Annotated in this window: 12 protein-coding genes; 9 read left to right on the forward strand and 3 right to left on the reverse strand. The window is 65.4% G+C overall.

Annotated elements, in window-relative coordinates:
* Positions 1-848, reverse strand: an 848-nt coding sequence (locus EN906_RS07025) for a LysR substrate-binding domain-containing protein (protein ID WP_127375113.1), incomplete at its 3' end; no start/stop codon positions are given.
* Between the two features lie 216 nt (positions 849-1064).
* On the opposite strand from EN906_RS07025, the gene EN906_RS07030 reads away from it, so the two are divergent.
* The 9 genes from EN906_RS07030 to EN906_RS07070 are packed head-to-tail and all read left to right on the forward strand — an operon-like array spanning position 1065 to position 12360.
* Positions 1065-2435 (forward strand): MmgE/PrpD family protein, encoded by a 1371-nt coding sequence (locus tag EN906_RS07030; RefSeq protein ID WP_245465158.1) that lies wholly within the window; start codon positions 1065-1067, stop codon positions 2433-2435.
* A gap of 6 nt (positions 2436-2441) precedes the next feature.
* Positions 2442-3683: an FAD-dependent oxidoreductase gene (locus EN906_RS07035; protein WP_127267565.1), complete on the forward strand. Its 1242-nt coding sequence runs from the start codon at positions 2442-2444 to the stop codon at positions 3681-3683.
* A gap of 19 nt (positions 3684-3702) precedes the next feature.
* Positions 3703-3969 (forward strand): sarcosine oxidase subunit delta, encoded by a 267-nt coding sequence (locus EN906_RS07040; protein ID WP_127267566.1) that lies wholly within the window; start codon positions 3703-3705, stop codon positions 3967-3969.
* Complete coding sequence (locus EN906_RS07045) at positions 3966-6824, forward strand: 2Fe-2S iron-sulfur cluster-binding protein (RefSeq protein ID WP_127267567.1); 2859 nt, start codon at positions 3966-3968, stop codon at positions 6822-6824. The genes EN906_RS07040 and EN906_RS07045 overlap by 4 nt, the downstream gene beginning before the upstream one ends.
* Positions 6825-7415 (forward strand): hypothetical protein, encoded by a 591-nt coding sequence (locus EN906_RS07050; protein ID WP_127267568.1) that lies wholly within the window; start codon positions 6825-6827, stop codon positions 7413-7415.
* Positions 7412-8320 (forward strand): dihydrodipicolinate synthase family protein, encoded by a 909-nt coding sequence (locus EN906_RS07055; RefSeq protein ID WP_127267569.1) that lies wholly within the window; start codon positions 7412-7414, stop codon positions 8318-8320. The genes EN906_RS07050 and EN906_RS07055 overlap by 4 nt, the downstream gene beginning before the upstream one ends.
* 8 nt (positions 8321-8328) lie before the next feature.
* On the forward strand, positions 8329-9297 hold the full coding sequence (locus tag EN906_RS07060) for a D-2-hydroxyacid dehydrogenase (RefSeq protein ID WP_127267570.1): 969 nt from the start codon (positions 8329-8331) through the stop codon (positions 9295-9297).
* 20 nt (positions 9298-9317) lie between these two features.
* Entirely contained in the window at positions 9318-10859 is a 1542-nt protein-coding gene (locus EN906_RS07065; protein ID WP_127269654.1) for a trimethylamine methyltransferase family protein, read from the forward strand.
* A gap of 13 nt (positions 10860-10872) precedes the next feature.
* Positions 10873-12360: a D-aminoacylase gene (locus EN906_RS07070; RefSeq protein ID WP_127269652.1), complete on the forward strand. Its 1488-nt coding sequence runs from the start codon at positions 10873-10875 to the stop codon at positions 12358-12360.
* On the opposite strand, the gene EN906_RS07075 is transcribed toward EN906_RS07070, so the two are convergent.
* Positions 12345-13010: an isochorismatase family cysteine hydrolase gene (locus EN906_RS07075; protein WP_127269650.1), complete on the reverse strand. Its 666-nt coding sequence runs from the start codon at positions 13008-13010 to the stop codon at positions 12345-12347. The two genes, EN906_RS07070 and EN906_RS07075, sit on opposite strands and share 16 nt — an antisense overlap.
* Positions 13007-14188, reverse strand: a 1182-nt coding sequence (locus EN906_RS07080; protein WP_164777118.1) for a hydantoinase/carbamoylase family amidase, incomplete at its 5' end; no start/stop codon positions are given. The genes EN906_RS07080 and EN906_RS07075, both read right to left, overlap by 4 nt.

The raw sequence follows: 14188 nt of genomic DNA on the forward strand, positions 1-14188 counted from the left end.
CGCACCGTGCGCGCGATGGTCCCCTTCGAAAGCTGGTTTTCGGTGAGGTAGTAGTTCCACGGACTGGCCGGCCGGACCGGGAACGGTTCGACAAGCAGTCCCCGCCGCAGATACGCGTGGGCAAGCGAGCGCTGGGTCGCGACGAGCCCTGCCCCCATGGCGGCCAGCTCAAGCGCGATGTTGGAAGCGTTGGTCGTCAGGCCCTTGTCGTGATCGTCCATGTCGACGCCCAGTGCCGACGTGACGACCTGCCAATATTCCTGGCGGCCATGCACGAAGATCCAATCGACCTTGAGTATATCCCGAGGCAGCTTCAGGGCGCCCTCGCCATCCAGCAGCGTCGGCGCGCACAGCAGAACCAGCTCGTCGTTCCACAATGGAAGGCCCGCGGGCGGACGGTCGTCGAAACGCCGCGTCGAAATGGTGATGTCGGCGATCTGCTCGCTGAGGTCCTCCCAGATCGTGCCATGCAGCACGATCTCGATTTCGGGATGTTTCTTGCGAAAGGCGGCCATGCAGCCCGCCAGCCAGTTCTCCGCCAGGCTCATCGGGCAGGAGACGACCACCGTGCGGTTGCGCGACGAAGTCACGATCGCCTCCGTCGCCTGGTCGATCTGATCGAGCGCCTGCCGCAAGGTGGGAAGGAAGGCCTCGCCCATTTCGGTGAGCTTGAGACTGCGCGGATAGCGGATGAACAATTGCCGGCCGATATAATGTTCAAGCGCGCGGACATGCGTGCTGACCGCTGCCTGCGTGTATCCGAGCTCCTTGGCGGCCAGGGTGAAGGAGAGGTGCCGGGCCGAACTCTCGAATGACCTGATATAGTTCAACGGGGGTGGTGGCTTCATCTGCGGCTCCTGCTTCGTGCAGTGAGAGGTAAACCATGGAAGCGCCGGCGTTCAATCGCAGGCAAGCGACAAGACATAGATATTTTTGGCCAAAGCCGCCGAACTAATTGCGTGAAAGCGCGATGGACCCAAATTAATGATGTCGTGACGCAGAGGGGAGTGATGCCAGTGGCTGTGCCGTCGCACCGGCGTGAAGGGCTTGACGCGAGTACCAGCGTGGCGGTTCGCCTGGCCGATTTCGTGTTGCGGCGGCCGGCGGCCGTATTCCCTCTCCCTGTCCTGGAACAGGCGCGATATCTCCTGCTCGACACGCTCGGAATAGCCATTGCGGCTAGCCCGATGGAAGCCGGCCGGATCGCCCGCGACACCGCCGCCCTTCTCTACGGCTCCGCCGATCCTCCGCATTCGGCGCGCATGCTTTTCGACGGCCGCCGCGCCAGCATCGCCGGGGCCGCTTATGCGGCCGCAACGCAGATCGACAATCTCGATGGCCATGACGGTTACAGCCCGACCAAGGGCCATATCGGCGTCGCCGTCGTTCCGGCGCTGGCAGCGCTGGCGGAGGCGCTCCCCGACCTCAGCGGGCCGGAAGCGCTGGCATCGCTTGTCGTCGGCTACGAAGTCGCCGGCCGGGCCGGCATCGCGCTGCATGCGACGGTGTCGGACTACCACACGTCAGGCGCATGGAATGCCGTGGGCGTGGCCGCGCTCGCGGCAAGATTGCGGCGGCTCGGCGAAAAGCAATTCCGGGAGGCGCTAGGCATTGCCGAATATCATGGCCCGCGCAGCCAGATGATGCGCGAGATCGCTACGCCGACGATGCTGCACGACGGCTCGGGTATCGGCGCGCTGACCGGCCTGTCCGCTGCCGTGCTGGCCGAGCGCGGCTTCACCGGCGCGCCGGCGATCACGGTCGAGGCGCCCGAAATCGCCGCTCATTGGCAGGATCTCGGCGCCTTCTGGCAGGTGCTGCATCAATATGTGAAGCCCTACCCGATCTGCCGCTGGGCGCATGCGGCCATCGACGCAACGCGTGGCCTCGTCCTGGCGCATAACCTGACCCCGTCGGAGATCAGCCATGTCGAGGTCAACAGCTTCCACTACGCCGTGACACTGTTCGACGGGGTGCCGGACACGACCTCGAAGGCGCAATACAGCCTGCGCTTCGCCGTCGCGACCTTCATCATGCATGGCCGCATCGGTCTGGAGCACATTTCCGGCAACGGGCTTGAGGATGCCGCCGTCGCCGAACTGCTGAGCCGCATCACGGTCCGGGAATCGGAGCGCCACAGCGTCCGCTTCCCCTCGGGGCGCTGGGCCGACGTGGCGATCACGACCACGGACGGGCGCGTGCTTGCTTCCGGCGACGTCCACGCGCGCGGCGGACCCGAGGCGCCGCTGACACTGGCTGAGATCGAGGCCAAGTATATGGAGTTCGCGACGCCGGTGCTCGGACAGGGCCGTGCCAGCGCGATCCGCGACGCGGTCCTTTCGCTTGCCGATCAGGACAGCCGCTTCTCCGATCTTTCGGTATTGCTCTACGATCCGCCCCTCGTCAGCATGACCCTCCAACGGCCAGCGTGGTAGCCTGAAATGCCGCTCAGGCTTCTGAAATACGGTCTCAGCAGGGACTATCCGGTCAGCGGCGACATTCCGGCAACACCGGACCTCAAGCCATCCTACGATGTGGTGATTGTCGGCGGCGGCGGGCATGGATTGGCGTGCGCGCATCATCTTTCGAAATATCACGGCATAAGCAGCGTCGCGGTGATCGAGAAGGGCTACCTCGCGGGCGGCAACACGGCGCGCAACACGACCACGATCCGCTCGAACTACATCACACCGGAAGGCATCGCCTTCTACAAGGAAGCGGTCGAGCTGTTCGAGGGCCTGTCGCAGGAACTCGACTTCAACGTCATGTTCTCGCAGCGCGGCCAGCTGACGCTGGCGCACACGGAAGCGACCCTGCGCAGCTTTCATGCGCGCGCCGAGATGGGCAAGCATCTGGGCACGCGCACCGAAGTCGTCGACCAGAAAGCGGTCGAAGAGCTCGCACCGTCCCTCAACATGGACTATGGCGGCACGCTTGAGATCCTTGGCGGGCTCTGGCATGCCGATGGCGGAACCGCGCGGCATGATGCGGTTGCCTGGGGCTATGCCGCGCAGGCGTCGCGGCGCGGCGTCGAGATACACCAGCGGACCGAAGTGGAAGGTTTCGAGGTCGTCGGCGACCGGGTCCAGGCCGTCAAGACCAACCGCGGCCGCATTGCCTGCGGCCAGGTGCTGATCGCGACCGGCGGGATGAATTACGACGTGGCGCTGATGGCCGGCGTCGAACTTCCCATCCGCTGCTATCCGCTGCAGGCGATGGTGACGCAGCCGCTGAAGCCCTGGCTGGATACGCTGGTTTCCTCCGTCTCGCTGCACACCTACCTGGTGCAGTCCTCGCGCGGCGAGGTCGTCATCGGCGGCGGCTCCGATCCCTACCAGCTCTACTCGACGCGCTCGACGCTCGACATGAAGGAACACCTCGCCGAGGGCGCCGTGCATCTCTTCCCGTTCCTGCAGGGCGTGCGGCTGCTGAGGCAATGGGCCGGGATTACCGACATGACGCCCGACTACAGCCCGATCATGGGTGCCAGTCCACTCGAAAATCTTTGGCTCGATTGCGGTTGGGGGACGTGGGGGTTCAAGGCAACACCGGTCGCCGGCAAACGCATGGCGGAGACGATCGCCAGGGGCCGCGTGCCCGACATATTGAAGCCGTTCGCGCTGGAACGTTTCGAGACGTTCCGGCTGCTCAACGAAATGGGCGCTACGGCGGCCAGTCACTGACCATGAAACGCCGCTGACCATGAAGATCCTGACCTGCCCGATGAACGGCCAGCGCAATATAGACGAGTTCCAGTCGTTCGGGCCCGTCCGCGCCGAGCTGGATCCGGACCGGGCCGCCGATGCCGACTGGTCGCGACACCTGTTCCGCGCCGAAAATCGCAAGGGCGTCGTGGTCGAGTGGTGGCGGCACGTGCCCAGCAATTACTTCTTCCTGGCCGAGCGCGACCTCGTCACCAACGAGATCATCCGCACCTTCGATGCTTCCGAACACCGAGCTCAACCATGAACCGGCTGGCTGAGCCCTGGGGCAGCAGGATCGACCGAAGCCGCCCCATCCGCTTCACATTCGAAGGCAAGAACTTCGAGGGCTATGCCGGTGACAGCATCGCCAGCGCGCTCGCTGCCTCCGGACAATGGGTGCTGTCGCGGTCCTTCAAATATCATCGGCCGCGCGGCATCCTTTCGATGACCGGGGCGGATGCCAACACGCTGGTGCAACTGCCGTTCGAGCCGAACGTCGCCGCAGACCGCACGCCGATCAGCGAGGGGTTGCGGATCAGCGCGCAGAACGTCAACGGCACGCTCGAGCGCGACCGCGACGCGATCATCGACAGGCTGGGACGGTTTATGCCGGTCGGCTTCTACTACCGCACCTTCATGGGGCCGCGCCGCGACAGCTGGCAGAAATTCTGGGAGCCGATGATCCGCCGCAAGGCCGGACTGGGCGTGGTCGACACCACCGCTCCGCGCCGGCATTTCGACAAGACGCACCTGCACTGCGACATTCTCGTGGTCGGCGCCGGTCCGGCAGGACTGAACGCCGCCATCGCTGCCGCCGAGGCGGGCGCGGATGTCGTGCTCTGCGACGAGAACCCGGAGATCGGCGGGTCGCTGACCTATGGCCGGCATGATCCGGCCATGCTTGCCGACCTGTCCTCCCGGCTGCGGGCCCTGCCAAATCTGCGCCTGCTGACCGGGACCGTCTGCAACGGATGGTACGAGGACAACTGGCTGCCGCTGATCCAGGGCGACCGGCTCTATCGCACCCGCGCCCGCGCCGTGATCCTGGCCACCGGCTCGATCGAACAGCCCGCCATCTTCCGCAACAACGACCTGCCGGGAATCATGTTCGGCGGCGCTGTGCAGCGGCTGATCCGCCATTACGGCGTGCGCCCCGGACAAAAGGCCGTGGTGCTGGCCACCGGCGACGAAGGCTATTGTGTCGCGCTCGATCTGGTCGAAGCCGGCGTCTCGGTGATGCAAGTCGTTGATCCGAGATCCAGCGGCGAGACGGGCGCCTTCGAAGCCGAATTGCACGGCAAGGGCGTGGCCATCCGGAAGGCCGCGGCGATCGAAGCCGCCGAGGGGACAGCGGGAAATCGTCACCTTGCGCGGGTTCGCATCGGCGGGCACTGGATCGAGTGCGACCTGCTGGCTGTCTCGGCTGGCAAGGTGCCTGCCTGGCAGCTGCCTTGCCAGGCCGGCGCCAAGGTCGGCTACGACGCCACCACCGGATCAATGACGCTCAGCCTGCCGAAAGCACCGGTCCACCTTGCCGGCTCTGTCGCTGGAGACAGCGATCTGCAGGACGCGATTGCCGGCGGGCATCGCGCGGCCGTGGCCGCACGTTTGGGGCTCGGCCACGCTGTTGCAGAGGACAAAATATTCACCAGGCCGATGGCCACCAGCCCGGTCCATGTGCTGCCGATCGTCGCCGATCGGAAGGGCCGCGACTTCGTCGATTTCGACGAAGATCTGCAGGTCAAGGATCTGCAAAACGCGGTCAAGGAGGGTTATCGCGAGATCGAGCTGGTCAAACGCTTCAGCACCGTCGGCATGGGCCCGAGCCAGGGTCGCCATTCCGCGCTCGCAACAGCCAGGATCGTTGCCGAGGCGACCAACCGCGCGGTCGCCGAAGTCGGCATCACCACTGCCCGCCCGCCGGTCGGACCGGAGACGCTTGGCGTGCTTGCCGGCGACCACGAACCCCTTGAGCGGCGCACCGCACTGCATGCCAGGCACCTGGCGCTCAACGCCGTGATGAAGCCGGTGGGCGCATGGTGGCGGCCGTATTTCTATGGCGATGCCGGCGCGGCCGAAAAGACGATCCGCGACGAGATCATGGCGGTGCGGCAAGGGGTCGGCCTGCTCGACGTCTCGACGCTCGGCAAGCTGGAGCTGCGCGGGCCGGATGCTGGCGAGTTCCTCGACCGCCTCTACACAATGGCGCATGCCAACCAGCCTGTCGGGCGTGTGCGCTATTGCCTGATGCTCAACGAGATGGGCTCGGTGGTCGACGATGGCGTCGCTTACCGGATGGCGGACGACCGGTTCTATGTGACCGCCACCACGGGTGCGGTGGCGCGCGTCTATGCCGACATGCTGTTCTGGAACGCGCAATGGCGCTTGCGAGTCGATGTCCTCAACCTCACCGGCGCGTTCTGCGGCCTGAACGTCACCGGACCGAAAGCGAGGGCCGTGCTTCAGGCGCTGGACAGCGACATCGATTTCGACCGCGAGGCTTTCCCCTATCTCAGCGGTCGCGAAGGCGTTGTCGCCGGCGTGCCGGTGCGCGTCATGCGGATTGGTTTCACCGGCGAGCTGAGCTACGAACTGCATTGTCCATCCAGCCTCGCGCCCGCCCTTTGGGACGCGGTGATGACTGCCGGCGAACCTTACGGCTTGAAGCCTTACGGTCTCGAAGCCTCGCGCGTCCTTCGCCTGGAGAAGGGGCACATTCTGATCGGCCAGGACACCGACGCGATCACGACGCCTGACGAGCTCGGCTTTGGCTGGGCGGTCTCGAATAAGAAGCCTTTCTTTATCGGCAAACGGTCGATTGAGATGCGCGCAAGGCTGGGACAGTCACGCAAGCTCGTGGGCCTGCGATTTCCGGCCGATGCCAAAGATATACCCGGCGACAGCTGCCTCGTGCTGCGCGGAAATGATCCTGTCGGTCAGATCACCTCAATCGGGTTCTCGCCGACACTCGGCTGTAGCATCGCGCTGGCCTTTGTCCATGTTGACGACTCCACGGAAGGCAGCCTGGTGACGGTGAAGTGCCGGAACGGCAATCTGGTCGACGCGCCCGTGGTTGCTCACGCCTTCTTCGATCCCGCCAATGCACGGCAGGAGATGTAGATGGCGCCAAGCGCGGTTTTCCCCTTCATGGCCGGCGGCGCGGCGCACGGCACCAAGCTGCCCATCGGCGCGGTAACGCTGAGCGACCTGACGGCCACTCCGCGCTTTGGCCTGAAAGGCGGCGGCGGCGCCGCCTGGCTCACGGCGCACGGCATCGCGCTGCCTGCAGTCAATCGCATCGGCGCGCATCACGGCATGCGGATCCTGCGCCTCGGCAACGAGGACATCCTGCTGCTGGCCGAAGGTGCGGCCGAGGCGCTGGCCGAACTCAAAGCCGCCTGGGCGAACGATGCCGGGGCGAAAGCCTATTCATCCTGGCGCGAGGAAGGCTGGGCGTGGATGCGCCTCTCTGGCCCGCACGCGCCGCAAGCGATGGAACGGCTATGCGCGCTTGATCTCCGGGCCGACCAATTCGGTGTCGAAGACATAACGCAAACACGCGTCGGTCACGTCGAGGCGGTCACGTTCCGCTCGCAAGCGGGTTTTGATGTAATGTTCGACGTCACAGCGTCGGCCTACTTCGCCAGGACGACAGCGGCAGCGGCCACGCAGTGCATAGAGTTGCCGACCGATACGGAAGGACACACATGACCCGCCCGCAAGGAACCATCGCACCGATCCTGACGCCGTTCGAAAACGATGGCCGCATCGCGCGCGATCTCTGGATCTCGCATGCCAAATGGGTGCTGGGCCAAGGCGCGCATTTCCTGTCGCCGTTCGGCACCACCGGCGAGGCGCTGTCGCTGTCCTTGCACGAGCGCATGCAGGCGCTGGAGTGGCTGATCGAGGCCGGCATTTCGCCGAGCCGGCTGATGCCCGGCACCGGCGTCACCGCGCTGCCCGAAACCGTCGAGCTGTCGGCGCATGCGGTCGGGCTGGGCTGCGCCGGGGTGATGGTCCTGCCGTCGTTCTTCTACACCGCTGCCGGCGACAACGGCCAGGCCCGCTACTACACCGAACTGATCGCGCGGGTGGCGAACCCGGCAATGAAGATGATCCTATACCACATCCCGCAGAATTCCGGCGTGCCGGTGAGCCCCGCCTTGACCGCACGGCTGAGCGAGGCGTTTCCCGACACCGTCGTGGCTTACAAGGACAGCGCCGGTGACTGGAACAACACGGCGGCAGTGATTGCTGCGGCGCCCGCGGTCGCGGTCTTCCCGAGCTCGGAAGCACAGCTGACCAAGGGGCTCGCCAATGGTGCCGCGGGCTGCATCTCGGCGACCGTCAACCTCAATGCCGCGGCCATCCGGGCCCTCTACGATCGAGCGATCGCCGGCGAGGACGTTGCCGAGGCGGATGCGGCGGTCAAGGCGTTCCGCAAGATCATCCAGGATGCCGGCCTCATCCCGGCAATGAAGGCCGTGCTGGCGGTGCGCTCCGGTGACCAGCGCTGGCTGACCCTGCGCGCGCCGCACGAGAACGCGACACTCGAAAGTGGTGAAAAACTGCTTGCCGCGCTCGGTCCTTCGGCCGACCACATTGGCCCGAGCTGAGCGGCCCCATGTCGGCTGATCCATCCGTCATCCTGCACACCGACCGGCCAGCCGCTGCGCTGGCCGTGCTCGAGGAGACGCATCCGGATCTGACCGTCCATTGTTGCGACAGCTATGCCGCCCTGCCCGAGCTGATCGGGCGCGTGGCAGCGGAAGTGGTTTATTCCGTTCGCTTCGACGGCACCCCTCGCTATCCGCGCCAGGCGCTTGTCGAAAGCCCGAGCGTGAAATGGGTCTCCGTCGGCGGCTCCGGCACCGATCATCTCGGCAGTTGGGACCCCGAGCGGCTCACTGTGACGAATGCGGCGGGCGTCGCCGCCGGCATGCTGGCGGAATATGCGCTCGGCGCCATGCTGTCCTTCTCGCTTGACCTGCGCGGCTTCGAGCGCCGCCGGCAGGCGCGGCAATGGGGCGGTGGCCGCGTCGAGCCGATCGAAGGCAAGACGGTCTTGATCATCGGCCTTGGCAAGACGGGCACAGCCGTCGCCAGTCGCGCACAGGCAATGGGCATCCGCACGCTCGGCATCCGCGCGCGCCCAAAAGCCATGGACGGCCTCGACGAGGTGCATGGACCGGACGCGCTGCCGACCCTGCTTGGACGCGCCGACTTCATCGTATGCTGCGTTCCGCTGCTGTCCAGCACGCGCGGTCTTCTCGGTGCGGCGGCCTTCGCCGCAATGAAGCCTTCCTCCGTGCTGATCGACATATCGCGCGGCGGCGTCGTCGACGAGGCAGCCCTGCTCGCTGCGCTCGATAACAAGCGGATCAAGGGCGCCGCGCTTGATGTCTTCGCGACCGAGCCGCTGCCGGCGGGCCATCCGCTATGGGGTTACGAGAGCGTTGCCATCACTCCGCATTGCGCGGCGGTCTACGACGGTTGGGATATCAAGTCGGTGCGCATGTTCGCCGACAATCTGAAGCGCTACCGCGGCGGCGCGCCGCTTGAAAATGTCGTCAGTCCGGAACGCGGTTACTGAAGCGAGAGGAAAGCAGTCTCATGACACAGGACAGGCGCGGCGGTGGCCGCAGGGGGAAATCCGGACGCAGCGGCGGGGGCATCGCGCAACTGCTCTGGGAGCAGGTGAAGAACCCCTATCCGCCCATGCAACTGCTCGACGAAGAGCGGATGGAGCGGCTGCACGACACATCGATGCGCATCCTGTCGGAACTCGGCATCCGTGTCATGAGCGATCGGGTGATGGACCTGTTCGCCGACGCGGGCGCCATCGTCGACCGCGAGGAAAAGACCATTCGCATCGACGAAAGCCTGGTGCGCGAGGCGCTGCGGACAGTCCCGTCATCCTTCACGTTGACCAGCCGCAATCCGGAAAAGCAGGTGCATCTCGGCGGCAATTCGCTGGTCTTCGGCCTGGTTGCCGGACCGCCCAATGTACATGACCGCATCAATGGCCGCCGCCAGGGGAATTTGCCCGACTATCAGAACTTCATCCGGCTGGCGCACCACTTCAACGCCATCCACATCATCGGCAACCAGGTTGTGGCGCCGATGGAGCTGCCGGCCAATTCGCGCCATCTCGACACCTACTACGCAAATTTGACGCTCAGCGACCTCTCCTTCCATTGCACGGCGATCGGCAGCGCCAGGGCAATGGATGGGATCAACATGATGGCAATCTCGCGCGGCATTTCCGTCGAGGAGATGCGCACCTCTCCTGGCGTGACGACCATCATATCGATCAACTCGCCGCGGCTGTTCGATGACGCCATGGCGGAGGGCCTGATCGCAATGGCCGAGCACGGCCAGCCTGTAACCGTTACTCCCTTCACCCTGATGGGAGCGATGACGCCGGTGACGCTCGCGGCGGCCCTTTGCCAGCAGAACGCCGAAGCTCTGTTCGGCGTGGTGCTGACGCAGCTCGTCAACCCCGGCACGCCCGTGATGTATGGCGCCTTCACCTCCAATGTCGACATGAAGTCGGGCGCGCCGGCCTTCGGCACGCCGGAGAACGCCAAGGCCAACATCATCGCTGGCCAGTTGGCACGCCGCTACAATCTTCCCTACCGCACCTCGAATGCGAATGCCTCGAACGTGGTTGATCTGCAGGCCGCCTATGAGACGGAAATGGCGACATGGGGCGCGGTGCTGGGTGGCGCCAACTTGGTCTACCACGCTGCGGGCTGGCTGGAGGGCGGCCTGACTGCGTCCTACGAAAAGCTCATTCTCGATGTGGAGATCCTGCAGAACATGATGGAGTTCCTGCGCCCGCTGCCGTTCCAGGAGGACGATCTCGGTTTCGAGGCGATCAAGTCGGTACCGGCCGGCGGTCATTTCTTCGGCGCCGAACACACGATGTCGCGCTACACGACCGCCTTCTACCAGCCGATGCTGTCCAACTGGCAGAACCACGGCGCCTGGGAGGAGGCCGGCGGCAAGGATGCGCTGGAGCGGGCGACGGAGCTCTGGCAACAGGCGCTGCACGACTACGAAGAGCCGGTAATGGACCCCGCGATCCGAGAGGAGCTCGACGCCTATGTCGCACGCCGCCGCGAGGAGATCGCCGCCGATCCCGAAGGTTAGGACCTTTTGCCCGATGCCCTATGATCTCGTCATCCGTCACGCGACGCTGATCGCCGGCGACGGATCGAAGCCTCTCGAGGCCGACATCGCCGTCACCGGCGACAGGATCGTCGCCATCGGTCAGCTGGACGATGCAACGGGCAGCGAGGAAATCGACGCCGCGGGTAAGGTGGTCGCACCTGGCTTTATCGACGTGCACACTCATGATGACGGCGCGCTTTTGGCGCCACGTGGCATGGACCCGAAGATCAGCCAGGGCGTGACGACGGTGATCGCCGGCAATTGCGGCGTCAGCCTGGCGCCGTTGCTTCTCAACACGACACCACCGCCGCCCTTCACGCTGGTCGGCGGCCGGGAGAGTTTCCGTTTCGATCGTTTTGCCGACTATGTCGCCGAGCTCAAACGGCGCGGCATCGCCACGAACGCGGCTCTATTGGTCGGCCACACCACTTTGCGCCAGCGCTGCATGCCGGTGACCGACCGTCCGGCCAACGAAGCGGAGACGGTGGCGATGCAGGAGGCGGTGGCCGAGGCGATGGCCGAGGGCGCCTTCGGGCTCAGCACCGGGCTCGACTATCCGCCGGCGGTCAACTCTTCGACCGAAGAGGTCAAGGCACTCGCCGCAACGGCGGCCGACCTCGGCGGCCCCTATGTCACCCATACCCGCAACTATTTCGAGACGATGGACGAGGCGATCGAGGAAGCGATCGACATTGCCGATCATGCCAGCGGCAAGCTGTTCATTTCGCACCATCAATGCACCGGCCGCGCCAATTTCGGCAAGAGCCGTCCGTCCTTGGAAAGAATCGATCAGGCGCGCAAAACGATGGACATCGGCATGGATGTCTATCCCTATGCCGCGAGCTCGACGGTGCTGCGACTGGAGCGCTGCGACACGGGTCTGAAGATCCTCGTCACATGGTCCGATCCGCATCCTGAAATGGCGAGGCGCGAGATCGCCGACATCGCGCGCGAATGGAACTGCAGTGAGCGCGAGGCGGGCCAGCGCCTGCTGCCGGCGGGCGCCGTCTACTTCCAGCTGGACGAGACGGATGTGCGCAACATCATCGCGCACCCGCGCACGATGATCGGCTCGGACGGCCTGCCGCACGATATCCATCCGCATCCGCGCCTATGGGGCACGTTTCCGCGCGTGCTCGGCCATTACGCCAGGGATGTCGGCCTGTTCAGCCTGCAGGAGGCGGTGTTCCGCATGACCGGCCTGCCCGCGCGTGAATTCGGCATCCAGCAACGCGGCCTGCTGGCCGAAGGCAATTTCGCCGACCTCGTCATCTTCGATCCGGCGACGATCATCGACACCGCCACTTTCGAGGAACCGCGCCGGCCCGCCGCCGGCATCGAGCATGTCTTCGTCAACGGCGTGTCCGTGTGGACTGACGGCAAGGCGACCGGATCGCTGCCGGGCACGGTACTCAAGCCCTCAGCTTCAAAGGTTGTCCGAGGCACATGCGGCTGCGGCGCCGATCACAAGGCCTCGTAGATCCGGTCCACCATCTCAAGCGTGTAGACGAACTCAACCGGCCGCGTGCAGCGCCAGCCGTCGAAAGGCTGGCCGGCAAGCGCCTTCAGCGCCTCGGGAAGGCGCAGGATGCCGCCGCCATAGAGCCGGTTGGCCATGTCGAGCATGCCGATGCGGTGCATGGCTTCGCTCATGCTGCCACAGGCCTCCTTGACCAGCCAGACCCTGAACCCCTGATAGACTGCGTCGAACACGCTCTCGGTCACGCAGCTGTCGGTCAGCACCCCGGTCACGATCAGGTTCTCGACCTTGAGGTCGGCAAGCCGTCTTGAAAGGTCGGTGCGGCGAAAGGCGCTCGGCCAGTGCTTGTGGATGACGATGTCGCCGGGCATCGCCGCCACCTCGGCGCAGATCGCGGCGCCATCGCTGCCGGCCACGGCGGAGCGGAATTCCTCGGTCAGGGTTTCCTCCTGCCTTACATAGCCGTCGCGTTCTTCCGGCTGCACCCAGGCTTGCGCATGGATGACGGGCACGCCTGCTGCGCGGGCGGCTTCGATCAGCGCGGCGGCATTGGCGAGCACCGCGTCATAGCCGATGACCGGCCAGGCGGCTCCGGGACGGTACTCGTTTTGCAGATCGATGACGAGCAAGGCGGTCGCGGCAAGGTTCATGGCTGTCCCGGGGGGTTGTCGAAGTGGGTGACGAATTGAAGAAGCAGGCGGATCGCCTGGTCGAGATCGGCGATTTCCATGGCTTCATGCGGGTTGTGGCTGCCATTCTCGTTGCGCACGAAGATCATGGCGGTCGCAATACCGGCGCCGGCAAAGCTTGCCGCATCATGCCCCGCTCCGCTCGGCACATGCGGCGCCGGAATTTGCAGTTCGGCGGCGGCGCGGTCCAGCCTCGCTATCAACGCCGGCGACATCGTCGTCGGCTCCCAGGTGAAGCGCGGTCCGGCCTCGAAGCTGACGCCGCGCTTCTTGCCTACTTCTGTGAAAAGCGCGTGCAGCCTTGCCTCGATCCGGTCCAGCACGGCGGCCTCGGCGCTACGCACATCGAGTGTGAAGCGAAGCTCGCCCAGGACGCGGCTGCCGCCGTGTTGCGCAGGATCGGACTGCACGCGGCCGAAGGTGATGGTGGCTTCATGGCCGTCGCGCTCGAGCGCGTCCCATTCCGCTTCAAGGCCGGCGACCAGATCGGCAAAGCCGAGCACGCTGTCATGCCGGGCGAAGCGCGGCTCGGCGCCGGAATGCGCGTAGGCGCCGAGGCAGGTCGCGTCGACATAGCGAAACCCGCCGGCGATCCCGGTGACGATGCCGACCGGCGCGCCGGATGCGACAAGGCGTGGTCCCTGCTCGATATGCACTTCGACGAAAGCCGCGATCCGTCCGGCATCGATGCCCGGCACGCCGCGCTGCACGGCATCAGGGTCGAAACCTTCCTCCAGCATATGGTCAGCCAGCGTGCGTCCGCTGTCCGACCGCTTCGCTTCCAGCGCTATCGGCTCCAGCAGGCCGACAGCTGCCTGGCTGCCGGGATAGGACAGCGGAAACCAGACCGCTTCCTCGGCGCGGGTCGCCAGCACGATCAGGTCGCGCGGCAATTGGATGCCTTGCCCGACCAGTTCGGCCATCACGGCCAGCCCTGCCACCACACCCGCGGCGCCGTCGAAATTGCCGCCATGCGGCACGCTGTCGAGATGCGAACCGAGAACGATCATCGGCAAATCCGGATTACGGCCCTTCAGCGTCAAATAGAGATTGCCGGCGGCATCGACGCGCGCCGTGGCGCCGAGCTGCTCGGCTTCGTCGCGAATGAGGGCGTGGGCAAAACGCTCGCCGGGCCCATA

Source organism: Mesorhizobium sp. M7A.F.Ca.CA.004.06.1.1 (genome assembly GCF_003999135.1).
Lineage (GTDB): Bacteria > Pseudomonadota > Alphaproteobacteria > Rhizobiales > Rhizobiaceae > Mesorhizobium.

Bases quoted from the DNA above. Each gene is read 5' to 3' on its own strand.
- EN906_RS07035 (WP_127267565.1), top strand. From the start codon at position 2,442: ATGCCGCTCAGGCTTCTGAAATACGGTCTCAGCAGGGACTATCCGGTC.
- EN906_RS07040 (WP_127267566.1), top strand. From the start codon at position 3,703: ATGAAGATCCTGACCTGCCCGATGAACGGCCAGCGCAATATAGACGAG.
- EN906_RS07045 (WP_127267567.1), top strand. From the start codon at position 3,966: ATGAACCGGCTGGCTGAGCCCTGGGGCAGCAGGATCGACCGAAGCCGC.
- EN906_RS07050 (WP_127267568.1), top strand. From the start codon at position 6,825: ATGGCGCCAAGCGCGGTTTTCCCCTTCATGGCCGGCGGCGCGGCGCAC.
- EN906_RS07055 (WP_127267569.1), top strand. From the start codon at position 7,412: ATGACCCGCCCGCAAGGAACCATCGCACCGATCCTGACGCCGTTCGAA.
- EN906_RS07060 (WP_127267570.1), top strand. From the start codon at position 8,329: ATGTCGGCTGATCCATCCGTCATCCTGCACACCGACCGGCCAGCCGCT.
- EN906_RS07065 (WP_127269654.1), top strand. From the start codon at position 9,318: ATGACACAGGACAGGCGCGGCGGTGGCCGCAGGGGGAAATCCGGACGC.
- EN906_RS07070 (WP_127269652.1), top strand. From the start codon at position 10,873: ATGCCCTATGATCTCGTCATCCGTCACGCGACGCTGATCGCCGGCGAC.
- EN906_RS07075 (WP_127269650.1), bottom strand. From the start codon at position 13,010: ATGAACCTTGCCGCGACCGCCTTGCTCGTCATCGATCTGCAAAACGAG.